Source organism: Niastella soli (genome assembly GCF_017742245.1).
In the GTDB taxonomy this organism is placed as follows: Bacteria; Bacteroidota; Bacteroidia; order Chitinophagales; family Chitinophagaceae; genus Niastella; species Niastella soli.
Map to the genome: position 1 here is coordinate 192,909 of NZ_JAGHKO010000014.1, position 18,037 is coordinate 210,945.

7 protein-coding genes are annotated in these 18,037 nt (G+C 45.5%); 3 read left to right on the forward strand and 4 right to left on the reverse strand.

Annotated elements, in window-relative coordinates:
• Nucleotides 1–19: 19 nt before the first annotated feature.
• The 4 genes from J7I42_RS29795 to J7I42_RS29810 all read right to left on the reverse strand — a co-directional run bounded on the left by J7I42_RS29795 (nt 20) and on the right by J7I42_RS29810 (nt 13,472).
• Complete coding sequence (locus J7I42_RS29795; protein ID WP_209143177.1) at nt 20–7,996, reverse strand: PA14 domain-containing protein; 7,977 nt, start codon at nt 7,994–7,996, stop codon at nt 20–22.
• Between the two features lie 78 nt (nt 7,997–8,074).
• The gene (locus J7I42_RS29800; protein WP_209143179.1) at nt 8,075–9,172 is read right to left on the reverse strand and encodes a hypothetical protein; all 1,098 of its coding nucleotides are present in this window, start codon (nt 9,170–9,172) and stop codon (nt 8,075–8,077) included.
• A gap of 10 nt (nt 9,173–9,182) precedes the next feature.
• Nucleotides 9,183–11,618 (reverse strand): hypothetical protein, encoded by a 2,436-nt coding sequence (locus tag J7I42_RS29805; RefSeq protein WP_209143181.1) that lies wholly within the window; start codon nt 11,616–11,618, stop codon nt 9,183–9,185.
• 27 nt (nt 11,619–11,645) lie between these two features.
• The gene (locus J7I42_RS29810) at nt 11,646–13,472 is read right to left on the reverse strand and encodes a hypothetical protein (RefSeq protein WP_209143183.1); all 1,827 of its coding nucleotides are present in this window, start codon (nt 13,470–13,472) and stop codon (nt 11,646–11,648) included.
• A gap of 1,104 nt (nt 13,473–14,576) precedes the next feature.
• On the opposite strand from J7I42_RS29810, the gene J7I42_RS29815 reads away from it, so the two are divergent.
• From J7I42_RS29815 to J7I42_RS29825, 3 genes are all read left to right on the forward strand, one after another.
• Complete coding sequence (locus tag J7I42_RS29815) at nt 14,577–16,520, forward strand: adenylate/guanylate cyclase domain-containing protein (protein WP_209143185.1); 1,944 nt, start codon at nt 14,577–14,579, stop codon at nt 16,518–16,520.
• A gap of 90 nt (nt 16,521–16,610) precedes the next feature.
• Nucleotides 16,611–17,579, forward strand: a complete 969-nt coding sequence (locus tag J7I42_RS29820; RefSeq protein ID WP_209143187.1) for an ABC transporter ATP-binding protein — start codon at nt 16,611–16,613, stop codon at nt 17,577–17,579.
• A 6-nt stretch (nt 17,580–17,585) separates the two neighbouring features.
• Nucleotides 17,586–17,960 (forward strand): helix-turn-helix domain-containing protein, encoded by a 375-nt coding sequence (locus tag J7I42_RS29825; RefSeq protein ID WP_209143189.1) that lies wholly within the window; start codon nt 17,586–17,588, stop codon nt 17,958–17,960.
• The last annotated feature ends 77 nt before the right edge of the window (nt 17,961–18,037 follow it).

Below are 18,037 nucleotides of genomic sequence, written 5' to 3' on the forward strand. Positions count from 1 at the left end.
TTAGGCACTTACACTTTGATTATTGTTCGTCTTTCAACAGGGCACTTCTGCTTTCTTTTATGGTTTGAACACCGCGCTCTGTTTCCTTCTTCACACGCACCAGGGTGCCGTCATCGTCATATTCATAGAAGGTGGCATAGTTGTTCTCATCCAGCTCCGCCATCAAGCGAAGGCTAACAGCATTGTATACAAACGATTTCATTTGTGCATTGAATGGATGAATGCGGATGTCGTCAAAATAAGTAACCGCAGAATCAGAAGCCAGCAGGCTTACTGTCATTTTGGTTGCATTTGCCGGAATATCCACTACTGATTCATATCGTTGCCAGCCTTCCACCAGGTTACCTGACGGACTTAATTGAATGGTGTTGGTAGCACCGCCCACCACAAAACTTACCAGGATGTGATTACGGGTATACGCTTTACACAGGCAGCTGTTGGCTTCCTTCACCCAGCCGCCAATAAGCACTTTCTTACCGGCTATGGGCGCAAAATTGGGCAGAATGCTATTCTTTGAGGCCATCATGCCTTTCAGATTGGTACCACAGGCATCCGTTTTCAGGGCTCCCGCGAGTTGGGCAATGACACCGTCTGCCGCAGGTTGCAGTGTTGCCGAAATACCTGCCGAACTATTCACCCCCACTTGTAAGCTATACATACCTGTATGCGCCTGTGCGGTGGTAAAATCAGCTTTATAAGTTGACCAGTCAAATGGCCGGGCAACAGGACAAGCCACATCACAATTGTTTGTTTCAAAGTCGTAGTCTTCAAAACCTTCATAAGCACCTTCCTGGAAATGTCCGTTTTGTAATACTGCTGTAGGCAGGGTCAATCCATACCCGTACAAACCAGCATTGTAACGTCCTAATGGGTCTTTATTTTCCAGCTCAAACCCTTTACGGTTAAACAGCGTTGTCTGGCTGTTCCATACCCAACGGGTAGTATCGTAAGAAGGCACCCAGCGGCTGTTCTGATATATCCAGAAGGGGGCAAAATCTTTTATTACCCCATTGGTACGGGTGTTGATCATTGCTGCAGGATCAGATTCCACCCGGCGGCCATAATATACATAGCCACGCAGGGGTCTGAAATTACCCAGAATGCCATATTGATAAGGGTTAACAGCAACATCTGTCACCGCGCTGTAACATTCGGCGCCGGTAATTTCAGTGCATTTCAGGGTTGAATTGTATCTCAATTCAACACCTGCCGTATCAACAGGCGCCACAGGCATTACATACGTTATTTCCATCACCGGCCATTTGGCAGGATCAGCATATCGCTGTGAGTACCAGGTTGAATAATAATTTCCATAACCACTTTGTAAATAACCAGGCGGCTCTACAAACTCGCCAAACGTACAGACAGAAGAATCCACATGGAAATCACCACCACCCTGTGCCAGCATGAACGACGTAGAGGTATAGGTGTTATTGCGATAGCCTTCCACGTACTCTTTTACATCTATGGTATCGTTCTGGAAGGGTACAGAGCGTTTTACTTCCCGGTGCCATTCACTGTTATAGATCTGTTCATGATACGATGTCAGGGGCGTTTTGGAATACCATCCGGGCGTGATCAGGGATACGCTTAAAGTATCAACAGGATTTACCGAGTTGGCATTGGGCCACATAGTGTTGTAATGCCCGCGTTGATCGGCTTGTAAAAACAGCCTGGCCGATAAGATGTTTGCAACACCCGGCACCTGCCTTACCTTACTGAACTCCATAACCGCAAGGGCATTGCGTTCATAGCCACCCAGATTCAGGTTATTTTCTGTTATTAACTTATCAGAAACTGAATCAACCAGCGTAAGAGAATCCCTGAACGTGGGACAGGTTTGTGTTGACAGCAGACTTGCAGAAAAATCAGGTGTGATGCGAACAGTTACTGTATCAGGTTTCGGTTGTACTACACCTGGCTTTTTAAAGATCACTGTTCCATCCGGTGTACAGTAACTTTCCAACATCTCATAGAAAGATGTATTAGATGGCACCCGGCGTTTCATATCTATGTTTACCGAGCCGATCCTGCACGCATAATAATCCAATGTTGGAGAAGCGGTTACCGGTTTGAACGTTTCATGCAGGTTTTCCTGTAAGATCGGACAACCAGAGACATTCATTCCGGCCTCATTTACCAAAGTTTCTATGGTTTTCAGCTGCTCAAAATCTTTAATAAACAGCTGGTGCGATTTAATAAGATATTCAAAGAACGGCTTCAGGCAGGAGCAAGCACTGGCCGCAAAACGGGCGCTGTCTACAGGATCAACAACAGCCACACAGCTCTTTGTAAAATCGGATTTCCTTTTATCTGCCACTTTCCAGTATTCCGCCATTTCGCTGGCATCGGCGGCAATTACCCGGGTAGCCGCATCAAATACCAGGTGGTATTTTTCATCTGCACCCCGGCGTAACGGGCTTACGAGAGAGGCTACCGAACCTACGGCGCCATTTATATTGCGATGGCCTGAACGAATGACTTTTAATGTAACATCATTACCAGAGAAAGGCGTACCATTTTTATCTACTAAATAAAACTGGGAAGTACCACCACTAACACTGCCGGAATCTATTACCCACAACTTATAGCTATCGGGGAACGTGGCAATATCGCCAGCCGCACAACCTTCAGCCGTTAAAGATTGCCTGCTGTACACCAGCAGCTCATCACCTGCCGCCAAATAATCGGTTGCAGGCTTATTTAATCCCTGTATGATCTTGCCACCACGCACCTGTAAATGATCCAGCATGGCATCAATATTCTGATATGCCGGTCCAATTCCTTTATAAGCCCAATGCGCCGGGTAAGTGAATTGGTATACGGGATCGTTGAATTCATTTTGTGTTCTTGTCAGCAGCGGATCACCTGTTTCTGCGTCATACAGCATATTTTTTGTAGACACCTTGCTACCCTTTTCAATATGCACCACACTATCAATGATCCCATAGCGGTAGATCACTTTCGTCATGGCTGCCGAACGGAACTGGTTGGTTTCCTTCTGGAGCAGGTTTAACAGGTCGGGAATAATTACCGGCCAGCCGCCTACTTCGAACAGGTCCGAATTCAGGTTTATATTGGCGCCGATTGATTTGGAAACCTGTTCCCGCATATCGGCCATCAATTCCACGTCTTTACCAATGGTAGCAACCGTATCAATGTTTCCCGCCGGATCAATGGTGGTAACCAGGTTATTCAATCTTTTATGGGTTTCATCGTAATTTTCGACCCGGTAAAAATTCTCGGTATAGGACACAGGCCCCGCTGAATCATTCTCAGAATAAGTAGCTTCAGAACGCAGTTTACCATTCATATCATTCAGTTCCACTTTAAAGCCCTGTGAAATGGTGAGATAACTCATGGCATTGATGCGCAGGAAATTATTGAGCAGCGGCTTAAATCGTTTTTTGGTATCCATATCCAACACCGACCGGTCGGTGGTAGTTGGGAAATCATAAGTTGTATAGAACCGTGTTTCTGAATATCCGTTTGCTGATTTGAGCTTATTGGTATTGATGCTTCTTACGCGCACATTCCGGTAACCGATGGAAGCACCAGGAAAAAACGCTTCCCCCAATGGTTCTTCACTATACATGCCTGCAGTAGGTGCCATTATTGAAACCCGGTCTTTGTATTCAATGGGCAGGTGGAACGGATTTTCTTCCCCGCCAATCACCGGCTCCCAGGCAGCTACGCCACTACTGATCCGGGTTGTATCCCCATTTTCTATCTCCGGCATGGTATAATCATAGTTTTGCCCATATACGGTTTCTTTGCCGCCGGCCATTTTTTTCCAGTGATCGTAAATAAGAATGGTTTTAACCCGCAGGCCGCCACCATATTTTTTACGGGAGGGACAAGTCAACCGCACAAAGGAACGAGCGGGGGTAGTTTTTTGAACCATTCCATGTAACCTCGCACTGGTGCTATAACCCACCAGCATATTGGCTATTTCCGGGATCTGCGGCACGATCATCTTCACTGCCTGCATGGCGTTCAATTTATCTCCCGGTTCTGAGTTCTCAAAGGCCTTGGAAGGCAGGTTCAATCGCAGGAAATTAACGGCAGCCTCCGCCAGCGGACTTAAGGGACCACGGTCATTTCCTTCGTCGGTTACCCCAGCCAGCTTTATGTACATTATGTGCGGATCACTGGTTATTCCATACCAGTTGCTGGCTGTTATATCTGGCGATGCATAACAGGGCACATAATCCGAGCCACTGCCGTAACCATCATTATTGGGCATTTGAACAAAGAGCCTGAAATACAAAGTGTCCAGCCCCTTCAGGTACCGGGAATATAATTCCTGCTTATTATTCACCGTTTCGGGGATACGTACAAAAGCAAACAGATGGTCCTTTGTAGAAGCATTTGAGTAAACAGAATACAAATTATCGGTACAGGCGGATTTGGCGCTTGTTAATCCAAACCCGGCCAGTTCCATCATTTGCGTTGCGCGTTTGTTCTGCACATATGCGTAATCATCGCTTTCATATTTCACCTTCATGCGACCGCCGGATGGTAATTTAATAGAATCCAGCGTCCAGGCGGAAGCGTTGTAGGCCGCCAATGCGCTATCCTGTAAGGCATAAGGATAATCTGCATTGCTCAATGGGTTCCCCGTTGTAGCCCCGGGATTCTGGCCGGGATCTTTATAAGTGCCCCATTTATCGGTAGCATTGGTTATATAACGCGGGTTGTTATTATGATAATAAAATTCGTACGGGTTCAGCTGGCCTTTCTTATTGTTATTATAAGTGAACCAGATCTTTTTCAGGGTCAATTTACCAGAATCGTTACCCTGTTTATTTCCGTACCTGTTTATGCCCCGGCACAACTCATAGCTGTACTCAAAATGAACGGTCTTTATAGGAGTAGCATGTACAGGGTCTTTTAAAAAGTCTGCTTTTGAATAGAGGTCTATTTGTTTCAAACACCTCGCTTTCCCCCGGTTTTCCTTAGTACCACTACTTTCAATCATTTCCAGCATGTCTTTCCGTTCATCGAGGGTAAAAGTGGCCACCATGGTCTTTGATTCTATAGAATGCAAATACCACATCTCCTTTTTACCGCTGATATAATTTGCCTTATCATCGCGGTTATAGGTTTTCAGGCCTTCTGCAAAATTGGCGCTGTCGCTGTAGGGCGCCCGCCATTCGAACGGACTGGCAATACCGGCGCTTTTTGCATAATTGAATTTTACGGCATCGCCCTGGTCATCGTCACTGATGCCATTGCCGGTGAGGTCAACATAGTCGGGCGACAGAATACCGGTCAATAAAAATGAGTGTGCATAAGCCGGTATTTCCTGGCGGCTGTAAAAACCCTGTTTACCACTTACATTCTCCGTACTATTTTCCTGGGTTGAATAAGTGGTCAAACCGGTCAGGTTATTTTTACCATTGCCATCGTTTATGGAAAAGCTTACCTCTTTTTGTTCAATATTGTAAACCGGAATTCCATATACATACCGGCGCCCATCCGGGTTTAACACATCTACTTCTGAAATGTGATTGCTTTTACGGAAATTATTCACCCGGTCTTCACGGGTAACAACCTTATTTACAATAGCAGTATCCACTTCAACCGGCGGGTACAGGTATTGTGTTTCTACTGCAGTTTTGTTTTCCTTTTCAAACTTCCGTTCCGGTTTGTCAGGTCTTCTCCAGGCCCATTCAAATGCGGCATAATTGGTTAATTCATTGAACTCCAGCCGAACATTATAAAAATGGTCTTTTAGCAAATTAACCTGAATAGTATCCCAATCCTGGGGGCCTTTTGGCCGCCATTTGTCAAGTACCAGGCTGTCATTTATCCAAAACCGAAAGTTGTCGTTCCATTTGAATCCAAATGTAAAAGAGCCGGTTGCAGGGGCCTTGAGCCTGCCCAGCCAGCGGCCAGACCAGTAATCAGATGGAAACCGTTTGTCTAGTGGAGTATCTGTTTTTCCAATTCCTTTAAAAATATTATAGGGGCTTCCCTTATCGAAATTAAAGAAAATGGTAGGGTCCAGTTTGGTAGGCTCCCAGTATGTACCTTTTAACTGGGTATTTGGATAAAAGTAACCTCTTAATCCTGTACCATCACGCTCCCTGTCGTCTACGGAAACATCATCACAAAGGCGGGAGCCGAACTGGTTTATTTTATAGTGATTGATATATTTGTCAAGCCCCACCACGGAAGCCTCTGATGCGGTGAGGTAGGAAATAACCTGGGAGCGTTTATCACGCGTGTTTCGCACGGCACTCTTTCTATCCAGCGTTTTACTGCCCACCTTCTTCTTTTGATTGTACAGGTTCAATGCATTGGAAGCAACAATGATAGAACTGCTATTACTGCTTTGTTTCAATGAGGGTACAACTACATCATCACCACCGATAGCATCATAAAATGCAGTGGTATTGATCGCTTTTTCTGCCGGGTTGCGAAAATAGGCAGCTTCAAAAAGTCCCTGGCTATTACGGAAATTGACTGTGTCACCAATGTCATTTTGTGATTCCCAGGGCCCGCTTTGTGAATAGGAAAAATTATTATTCATATCCACCCCGCCATGTACGGCATCCCCGAAACCAAGATCAAGGCTTGCAGCCACGGAGGTGGTTTTAGAGCCAATGCGGTGATCGGCAATAAATCCAATATCACCCCGGTATGGCCTGAAACTGCCACCGGTACCTTCACCCGAAATGGAAAATACATCATAGGTGTAGGCAGGTACGGCTATATGCGGAACCGCAGGCGTTTCGCGATAAGTAATTTCCTTTTCGCGGTTAAAATCGGTCAACGCATCCCACTTCCCCACCAAGTTCTGGTAATTGAGATAACCAAATACCGGAAGCGCTACCGAGGTATCGGCCGGGGCTATATATTCACTACCCCAATATCCGCTGATAAAAACGTTGTAATGCAACCCCTTTTTTTCATCGCCCACTTTAACCGTAACACTTGTATTGGAGTTGGTCATGGGCATGGTGATATAAGGCGAGTAAGTTCCCCATGCAAATGATAAATTACCATAACCGGCAGAGGCGCCATACCTTGCTTCGCCTTTTTTCTTTTGCCATTGATTGGTGTTCAATCCCATCTGTATGGCTTTAAGACCGGTCCTTGAATTATAAGGCGCTGCCACATGTACACCAGCGCCCCAGCCCGCATCCTGCGCCTGATTATGACGCGAGAATTGCATCGATAAACTGGGTTGTATGGAAATCCCCGTCTGTGAATTATTAGTGACCGACATTCCCCCGGTCATTGGTAAAAACGCTTTCGACCCAGAATTCAGGGAAGCATTCACAGACGTTTCAAAGCCCCAGCCGTTATACGTGTTATGGAAAACACCTACGCTGGCACCAATAGTTATGCCCTTGGAAAAAGTATCTACTTCCAATACTTTATTCTTCCATTCGGCAGAGATCCCGAATAATTCCTGGTCGCCACCCACGGTTACCCCCCAGTTATCATTTGCCTTTATATTCGATACCTTTCTCATAGTATCAGCGCCCCCATTAAAATCATCGGGCACCCCACGCATATTGCGGGTAATGGTTCCGGGATTGATATTCCAGCCCAGTCCTACCCAGCTGGCTTCTTCATCCATGGTAATACCGCTGTGGTAGGCAATATTCACGGGATAACCGCCCACATCCAACAAAGGAATGTTATAGCTGAAATCGCCCGAGAACAGATCGACCATGTTGTTGCTGTTCACTGAAGTGAACGACTGGCTCTCGGGTTGCGTAGGCCCGCCAATGAATGGGCGGTTGGCCACGGTTTTGTCCAGTGTAATTATTGGGCGGTTATTACTATTATCAATTTGTGGTTGCTTTAATGGTACATAAGCATTACCAGTTCCAAATGGAAGTGAGGAATAATGGGTAACCCTTCTGTACGGATCATATCGCATGCCTATTCGCTCAGCTATAGTAAATTGAACAAATGAAATGCTTAACAGGAATAAGGCTATATGTTTCTGATACCGCAACGCTAAACTCAGGATCATAGATCGGGGATATTATATGGTACTTCTATTATTATGCAAATTGGTATTTCCAATAATCTTTACGTTATTCCTACACGCTTACTTCGTCACAGTGAATTTTACCGTCCAGCTCTCATTGCGGCTGCTTACAAAACGGAACAGGTATACTTTATTCGTTTGTACTCTTCTGTTATTCCGTAACGAAACCTGCAGTTGGTTTTGCCCATACTGTACAGGCAGCGTTCCCTCCTGCACTACCGGATTGCCCGGTTCTTCTATACTGGTGATGGTGTATTTTATAGTGGTGTCTGCAGCCGCATTATCATATGTAATGCGCAATACATTGCCGGCCGCAGCGATCACGGCATCCTGTCCTCGCCTTACTTCTACGAATGGCGATGGCCTTTCCAGCTCAATCTGTGGTTTGGTTTGTGTAACACGGAAGGTCCAGATATCACTCAACGCTACTGCCTTACCGCTGTTCATAGCCACCACCCGCCAGGCGTATACTTTGCCCGTATCCAGTGACCGGGTGGAGGCCGGGTAATTCCAGAAAAGATCTTTCGTATATACGGATGCGTTTAACGGCACATTCTGTTGTATGGCGTCTGCCTTGCCTTGTCCGGGCAGTACCTCCACCAGCACCATGGCATACCCCAGGTCATTGAACAATCCAACCGGTGTAGGCGGCAACCAGGTAAATTGCGGATAAGAGGTGATCACTTTTTCTTCATTGGCTGGGGTATTCAGCAGGGGCGGACTTAAAGGGTCTACATTCACCGGTATACAGTTCTCTACCAGGGTAGTACCTTCCGATTGTGCGTTTACCACCGAATAACAGGCCTGGTACTTACCTGCAGGCAACATGCCATTGGGGTCCATATCAACCCGCGCTGATGGTATGCTGTAGGTGTACTGTATGGGTGACAGGTCGCGCACCTGTAATTGCCGGGCCCCTCTCTCCAATGAAACAGGCGCTGAGGTGGCGGTGATCACGGGCTGGTTGGTTTGTATATCCAGCAACACCAGGTTCACCTGTACCAGCGAATTGCCATGGCCTGAATTTACCAGCACCATATTCCATAACTGATTTTTTACCAGTACACCGGCGGGTGGCACCTGTAACGTCATGTTCACTTGCGCATTCGCAACGAAACCCGACAACAGCAAACAAAACAGCATCCATTTTCTAAACATAAAATCCTGTTCAAAATGTTTTAAAATAGGTAGCCCGGCCTGTATTATTAGGCACAAGCTGTTTATTCATTCCGGGAATAAATCCCTTTTCGGCTGAAAATTGTATTTGTCCCAACTTAGGTACCTGAAAAGTCGTTTCTGCAGAATAGCCCAGTTGTTCTATCTTATAAGTCGTTTGATAATTGTATTTAAGACCTGCTCCTATCATCACATACTTGTTGATATTGTACGTTGCCCTTTGTTCCAACGTATATAAGCGGTAATCCTGGTTGAACGCACCCGAGGCGTTTGTTTGCAGCGTCAACTGGTTTATAAATACCGCCTGACTCAACAACAGGTTCTTGGTATTGAAGTACACAAAACCGGAGTCCGTTGACCGGTTGTAAAATTGTGTGTACACCAGTGCCGAGTTCATCATCAGATCACGCACTTTATAAGTGTGCGTAACATTTCCGGTCAGGGTGTAAAAAAGATTTTCCCGAAACAGGCCATCGCCGAGTTTGGTGATCTGACTGCTGGGGAAATAACCTGCCGAGATCACCGGCCATTTGTTCCTGCGCCAGGTGGCCTGTAAGCTTTTAAATACTGTAGTACTTTTATACTGACTGCCAATAAATGGATTACTGAAATCATTGGTGTTGGCGCCCAGCATCAGGGTCAGCTGCCGTTTAAAGAACAACTGTTGCACGCTGGCGCTCCAGGCAGTTTGGGCCGACCCATCCGTAAACGTGCTGAACGATTGAAAATTCGCCCCCAACCGCTTGAAAGTACTCCGCACCGTTGTTTGCGTTTTTGGGAAAGCGGCATCGGCCTTTAGCGAATACGCTTCATTGTGGCGATTGCTTAGCTCCAGCATCTGGGCCGGCAGGCTGGTGTTATCAGTTGAATCTTTTGCATATACCGGGTAAGAAGACTTGGCCACCTCGGCCGTGAACGTAATATTTTTTGTAAGGCGGTAATTCCCTTCCACCGTAAAACCCATCAAACCAGATGGCGGTGTTTGTACGGGCGTGTTTTGGACGGTATCTACCGTACCGGCATTATACAACTGCCGCTTGCCCCCAAACCAGGTAAAAATTACATTGTTCCCGTCTTTCAATCCCCGGCCATAGCGTAATACAGTAAGGTATTGTCCTGATTGTTTGGGGCCTTTTACAATAAAATCTCGGAAACGGTAATCCACACTGCCTGTAGCCAATGCATAATAGGCATCGGGGTTGTATTCTGTCTGAAACCCTTTTACGGAAATATTCTTTGCCGATAATTCGGAATAATTCACCACAGTTCTGCCCACGCCGAAAGAACGGATGGCCATTAATGTTTTATAACCTTTGGGAAGTATAGTATCAGCAATATGGTTTTCTTCCATCACCTTTTTCAACTGGGCCGGACTTTTCGCCTGATCAATTTCCCGAACGGTTTTATTGATCGACTCCTGCGATTTCCCTTTGGCCGTTTTTATCAGTCGTTCTAAAACCACTATACGGGCCCGTAAAGAATCTATTTGTTGTTTGCGAAGCGCATAGGCCGCTTCAAGGGAATCCAATCCCAACCGTACCATGGCAGAATCTACCAGCGACATCCGATTAACGGTATCAGGCTTTCTCGTCAAACTTGCCAGCGAATCACGCATAGCTTTCTCCTTAGCCTCTACCATTTTTTGCAGGAGTCCGGGATTTTTTATCCAGGCATCCAGTGACCGGAGCCTTAGAATGGTTTCATCCAGTTCAAGCTTCAGGCTATCAGGCGCCTTGGGTGATGGCAGGGATGCCAGGAACTTTTCCCGCACCTGGGTTTTTATTTTCTGCGAGAACTGGCCATTGTTATAATTCAAATTGAGATCAGAAAAATTCCGGAACAACGAAGAATTGGTGAACCGGTTGGTGAGGTATAACCGCATAGGGTATTTCCCCTTCACCGTAACATCTAAATAAGTCTGCACCGTATGCTGGTAAACATTCTTTTCGTTATAAGGTGTATCGATATTGGAATAATAATTCACATTGTACATAAAGTTGCCATGCACCTGTAAAAAAGGAATGCGCGCAGGCTTTACCGGTTCAGTGACCTTCACCGGTTCCCGTTCAACCGGCACATAGACGTACGCATAAATAGGAACTCTTACAGTGACCTTACAACCCCGGCGTTCGAATAAAAAAGCGGAAGGCTCATCCGCGTCCGACTCCTTAGCTGCATCTATAACCGGTGTATTTTTAGGAGTTGCCGTATCAACCGGATGTGACGCTTTCCCGGGCTGTGGTACAACCGGCGACTGGTGTAACAACTTATTGGTTGATGATGTAAGGGAGTCCTTCGCGGCCCTTGCCTTATTTTTTTCAGCTGACAAAAGGGAGGTAACCGGTCTGCCCAGGTCAGACTTGTTCACCTGGGTATATCCTGTTACCCAGCATAGTATGATCAATATGGATATAAATCCCTTTTGCACGCTGAACTACTCTTTTACGCTTATGTCTTATTTATTTTTGATTATTGTCATTAACTCAGCTACCTGTTTCTTTAACAGGTTCAGGTCTTTATTATCCTTTAACTCGTTATTCTGCTTTTTGAGTTCGGAGATCTCTTCGTTTTGCTTTTGCGATCTCTTTTCCAGCTCAATTACATAGAGGGTCAATTCTTCAATCTTTTTTAATAAGGCCGCCTGGTTATCCGCCACGTCGATGCCCTTCTTTGCTACTTCAGCAGCAGAAGGAATACCGGGCAGGTGGTTATTTTGATTGATGAAATTCTCAACTTCAGTTAAGGAAGGAAGCTGATATTGTTTGCTGAAAACATAATCGGGCCAGCGGCCGGTTTGTGAAAGGAGCATTTTTTGCGCGGAAACGGTACCGTTTACCGCGAGGTCGGAATTCATAACACCATTTGTAGCCAGGGGAAAATCCCTGCAATATAAGTTACCATTCGCGTCAGTAACTACTACGCGCGTCAGGTTGTTATTATTAGTTAATCCTTCCAATCGAACAGTACCAGCAACATGTAATTTAGCAGTAGGTGCCAGATTACCTATACCTACCTGGCCAGCCATATTTATTGCCAGGGCCAGGGGGGCGCCATTTTTACCCAGTACTTTTAATGACAATTGATTATCTGGTAAATTCGGCTCGCCCCCTGGATCAATGGTCACCAATGTCCCTGTAAATTGTGAACCTATTTCATTTCTAAATAAATGCTGATCGCCAACACTATTGGATTGATATTGAATCCCACTCCCGGAAATGATTCTCGACATACTATTATATCGATTAAAAAGAAGTCCATTACCAAATTGACAAGTATTCTCATATCCTTGCAAAAAACTTCCATACAATTGTAGCATTTCAGGATAGGCACTTGGGTTTCCAGGTCCAATCATTACCTTTTGATCAGCTGTAATTCTTACCGCTTCAATATCTGCAGCTCCGGTATTAAAACTCAAATATTTTGCGCCCATTTTTAATGGCGCCCTGGAATTGCCTGAGGTTGGATTCTGCAATGTAGTACCCAAATAATAATGGTTCTGGCCATTAGGATAGCCATCTCCGGTGAGCCATTCATTCCCGTTCGACACAGATGTCATCAGTGCGGAACTATTGAAAGGACCGCCGGTTGTACCAAAATAAAATTCGGTTGATGCTATTGATACTTTTCCATTTACATTTATTCTAAATGTAGGACTCCCCACATCAAATCCGGCAGGACTTCCCGATCCCATACCAATATTCCCATTCCTTTCCAAAAGCACCGGATGACTTGTTGTACCATCGAAAGTACTTATGATCATATTCTGACCATCATCACTACTAAGGCCTCCGCCAAAAACAATCCTGTCTGTTGGCCTGGACAAGTAAGGAAAAAATACAATACTGCCTCTATCCTGTATCTGTAATTTGTACCCAAGATCATTGCCATTCCCAATAAGCAGATTACCTGTATTGGTCCAGCGGCCACGCTTTTGTCCATTGGTAAAAAAGTCGATGTGATTGTTGTCCAAGGTCCCAAAAATCCCGGTTGAATTAAACTTATTTCCGCCCTGTACCCAGGCATTGGGTAATCGTAATGTATCGGGGCCTATCATCACCAGGGTATCGTTGATGCCATGCATCACCCTTCTAAACTCCGTTCTTCCCCGCCCTTTATTGAATAAAAACCCCGGTACCATCTGCGTATGGTTCTCAATGATCAACTCAGCCGTATCACAGGTATTAGTGATCTTCACACTATCAGCTTTGATGGTGTATACGTATTGAGCAAGGGAGACATGGCCTATACCCATAAGTATAAGCAATAACAATAAGCGATTCATAAACGCTATGGATTATAGTTTTATAAATGAAATTTATACAGGGATGTACATCCCAACAGTATGTAATGAAAGATTATGGGGGTGATAATTCAGCCCAGGCCCCTGATCGTTGATACATTATAATGGAGCAGTGGAAATAATCAATCCTTGGGGAAAGAAAAGGAATCAGGTTACGGTTACAAATCATAAACAGATTGGGTTGAGTTACTGCAAAGGGTTTTTCGTATCTGGCGAGTGCTATCGAAACAAATTTACTTTTCCTGTTGATGCCTATTCGAAATCCGAATCGGCGCTGCATTAGCAAATTACAGCGGGAAGCTCAACAATTTAGCTAACATTTTTTCAACGGCGCAAATGTAGTCCTCCTGTTTCAATTAAACACGGCTAAAATAATCTCTTGTGTATATCTTGTCAATAAACATATTTCTCGAATTACGATATCAGTGTTTTATCTGATGCAAATATATCAACTGAAAATATCCGCATATAACATTTTGATCTGTTTAATTAGACACGAATGCACACAAATTCCATAAAAACAAAGAACCCCGATCTGCCAGCTGGCGGACCGGGGTTCTACCCATTTAACTGAACAATTCATGGCCCTATACTAAAAAGGATAAAGGTTGAAATGGCCCTACGCCCTCCGGTTATAAACTAATGTTCGCAATATTAGAAATCATATAATTCAAGACCTGCTCCATCGGACCCTGCACGCAATGACGGACAATAAGCACGTTCGATGTCAGATCATTAATCGGTTGCCTATTTATGTTATTACCGGCCCATCATACCAATAACTATACCAGCCTTTTTTGATGTGCGAAAATTCGGAGTTCAGAGTTCAGAGTTTAAATTTCACTGTTTAGTCCACATTCATGTTCAGAGTTGGCGTTGCGGCGAAAAGGAGTATTCGCTTGTAGCTTGCGGCATGAAGCTTGATGCTTGACGCCTTATTCTCTCACGCCCCAAGCGGACGCTGCGCCATTTATATGGTTCAGAGTTACAGTTTCAAAGTTTCAAGATCAGAAAAGGTGCTGCCGCGACAAGGTCTTCTGCCTTCTGCCCTCTGCCTACTGCCTTTTTCCTTAAATTGCACCTGATATGCGACAACTTGCAGCTATATTATTTGCCGATATGACGGGTTATACCGCCCTGATGCAGGAAAATGAGCAACTGGCCCGTACCAAACGCCAGCGGCTGAAAGAAGTACTGGAGGCTACCATTCCTCAATTCCATGGAAAAATTTTGCAATATTATGGTGATGGATCACTGAGCATTTTCAACAGCGCCATCGATAGTGTGCATGCTGCCATTGAGATCCAGCAACAGCTACAGCAATCGCCCAAAGTTGATCTGCGCATCGGTATCCACACCGGTGATGTGATCATCGAAGAAGAAGCTATTTATGGCGACGGCGTTAACCTGGCCTCCCGCATCGAGTCGCTGGCCGTGCCTGGTGGTGTTTTTGTCTCTGAAAAAGTATTTGATGAGCTCCGCAACCAGGAACATATTCAAACCCGTGAACTGGGTTATTTCGAATTAAAAAATATAAAACAACCCACACGGGTTTTTGCCATAGCCAACAATGGCATCGTGGTGCCCGGTCGTAATGAAGTGCGGGGAAAAACAGCAGCGCCCATCAATCGCCTGGCGGTGCTGCCCTTTGTAAACATGAGCGCCGATCCCGAAAATGAATATTTCAGTGACGGCATTACCGAAGAACTGTTGAATGCCCTTACCCGGGTAGACGGGCTGCAGGTAACCTCCCGCACCTCCGCCTTTGCATTTAAAGGAAAAAATGACGACATCCGCGATATTGCCATTCAACTGAACGTTGACAAAGTGCTGGAAGGAAGTGTACGCAAGGCCGGCAACCGCGTGCGTATAACCGCCCAGTTGATCAATGCCGCCGATGGCTTTCACATCTGGAGTGAGACCTACGACCGCAAACTCGATGATATCTTTGAAGTACAGGACGAGATCAGCGCCATCATCACCAATAAGCTAAAAGAGAATCTCTCCTTTTCGCAAAAAACAGTGCCGGCCATTAAATCGAGCATTAAGAACATTACTGCCTATACGCACTATTTAAAAGGACTGCATTTCAAAAATAAATTAACGCCCGGCGATACCCGCAAGGCCATTGAATGTTTTAAACAGGCCATTGCCTTAGAACCTGGTTATGCGGAAGCCCATGCTATGGTGGCGCAATGTTACTGCCAACTGGGCACCCAGGGACAAATGATCCCGCATACGGCATTTGAAATTGGCCATCAGTATGCCGACAAAGCCCTGGAGCTGGATGACACCATTGCAGAAGGACATGTCGCCAAAGCCATGACTTATTTGTATTATGATTGGAAATGGCAGGCTGCCTATGATTCCTTACAAAAAGCCATTGAACTCAATCCCGGGGCTGTAGTGGCTTATGACCTGCTGGGATTTTATTATATCACCAAAGGGCAAAAAGCCCAGGCCGTTAAAGTGCTGGAAGAAGCGGAACAGATCGACCCCCTGTCACCCATTATCATTCGCTCCCTGGGCATGACGTATATTTTTGCAGAACGGTTTGATGATGGCATTGGCCAGGCAGAAAAACTACTGGAGATGAACCCCGAAATGCGGAGCGCCATTGAATTAAAAGCCTGGTGTATTGGCCTGAAGGGCGACTGGCAAACCGCTCTCGAATACTTTAAAGAGTTTCACCGGCTTACCAATCATCCGTTGAAAGGCATGATGGGGCTAGGCCACGCCTATGCCCGCTTAGGCAAGATTGATAAAGCCATGGAATGCATTCATAAACTGGAACAACGTGAGCTGGATGAGCCCGATTCCGTAATAGACGGTGATTTTGCCTCAATATATCTGGCCCTGGGCAACCTGGATAAAACTTTTTATTACCTGAACCTGTGTATAGACAAAAGACTGGGCCCCGTGGCCTATTTTATTGAATACCCGCCTTACAGGGTCGTAAAGGCAGATCCCAGGTTTTCAGCATTGAAACACCGGATGGGCATTTCTACCGAAGCATTCCCTTCCAAATAGCGCCTTTTTGAACTACTTTTGAGCCCTTAAAGAATAGAATTTTCAATAATTCATGGTTCCACCCGCTGAATTATTAAACAACAGGGCAATATGGCATTATTAAAGGTTTCCGGGATCAACAAACAATTGGGTACTACCGTAGTTTTACAGGATATCACGTTCCAACAGAAGAAATTTCAAAAACTGGCGATCGTGGGGGAATCCGGATCAGGAAAAAGCACCCTGCTAAAGATCATCGGCGGACTGGTTCAGCCCGATACCGGAAAGGTGTTGTTTGAGAACAAACACGTGGAAGGGCCGAATGAAAGATTGATCCCCGGTCATCCCAAAATGGCGTATTTGTCGCAACATTTTGAACTGCGCAACAATTACCGGGTAGAAGAAATACTGGAATACGCCAATAAACTGCCAGAACAGGAAGCAGAAACGCTGTTTGAAGTATGCCATATCCGCCATTTATTAAAACGGAAGACCGACCAGGTATCCGGTGGCGAAAAGCAACGGATTGCCATGGCCCGGCTACTGATCGGCGCTCCAAAACTATTCTTACTGGATGAACCGTTCTCCAACCTCGATAACCTGCATCGCAATACCCTGCGGGGTGTTATTCGCGCCATGGGCGAAAAACTGGGCATCACCTGTCTGATGGTATCGCACGATCCGGTTGACGCTTTAAGCTGGGCCGATGAGATCATTGTCATGAAAAGCGGTCAGATCATTCAACAGGATACCCCGGAAAAAATATACCGCCAGCCTGTTAATGAATATGCAGCCGGATTATTCGGCAAATTCAATTCCTTTACCAAAGCCGAAGCTGCCGCATTTGGCGATGTCCCTAAAGGATACGGTAATAGAAAGCAATTGTACATCAGACCAGAAGCTTTTACCCTGGCCCCTAAAAAAGGCAGGACGGCCATTCCCGGAAAAGTGACGGAGGTATCCTTCCTGGGCAACAGTTATGAAATTGAAATTGCCTTGTCCAATAGCCTGGTCACCGTACGAACAGACGTTAATTCAGCAGATAAAGGCGATACGGTTTATGTGACTTTTAAAAAATAACTTATCATGGAAATCATTACTACTCCTGGCATATCATTTCGTCAGAAAGAAATAGTGAAGCAATATACTGCCGCGCTGGACAAACATATGCTTGAATTAAAAGCCGGTGAGGTAGAAGTAATGTTCGAGATCAGGGACTTTGCCGAGCTGTTACATATACACCCCGTTCATTTAACCAATACCATCAAGGAAGTTACCGGTAAAAGCGCCTGCGATCTTTTTGAAGACCGCCTCGTTATGCTGTCAAAGGAAATGATTGCCACCACGCCCCTTTCTATCGGCGAAATAGCCCGTCAGCTCACGTATGATCCTTCCAATTTTGTAAAGTTCTTCAAAAAATACACCGGTATGACCCCTAAAAAATACCGGGATAGTTTGTAGTTATTTAGTTCTGAGTTCCAGGTTCTGATTTCTTAGTTCGCCGCGTAGCGGTGTATTTTGTTGCCGCGACGGTGCTT

Coding starts and splice junctions, on each gene's coding strand:
- J7I42_RS29795 (WP_209143177.1), bottom strand. CDS start 7,996: ATGATCCTGAGTTTAGCGTTGCGGTATCAGAAACATATAGCCTTATTC.
- J7I42_RS29800 (WP_209143179.1), bottom strand. CDS start 9,172: ATGTTTAGAAAATGGATGCTGTTTTGTTTGCTGTTGTCGGGTTTCGTT.
- J7I42_RS29810 (WP_209143183.1), bottom strand. CDS start 13,472: ATGAATCGCTTATTGTTATTGCTTATACTTATGGGTATAGGCCATGTC.
- J7I42_RS29815 (WP_209143185.1), top strand. CDS start 14,577: ATGCGACAACTTGCAGCTATATTATTTGCCGATATGACGGGTTATACC.
- J7I42_RS29820 (WP_209143187.1), top strand. CDS start 16,611: ATGGCATTATTAAAGGTTTCCGGGATCAACAAACAATTGGGTACTACC.
- J7I42_RS29825 (WP_209143189.1), top strand. CDS start 17,586: ATGGAAATCATTACTACTCCTGGCATATCATTTCGTCAGAAAGAAATA.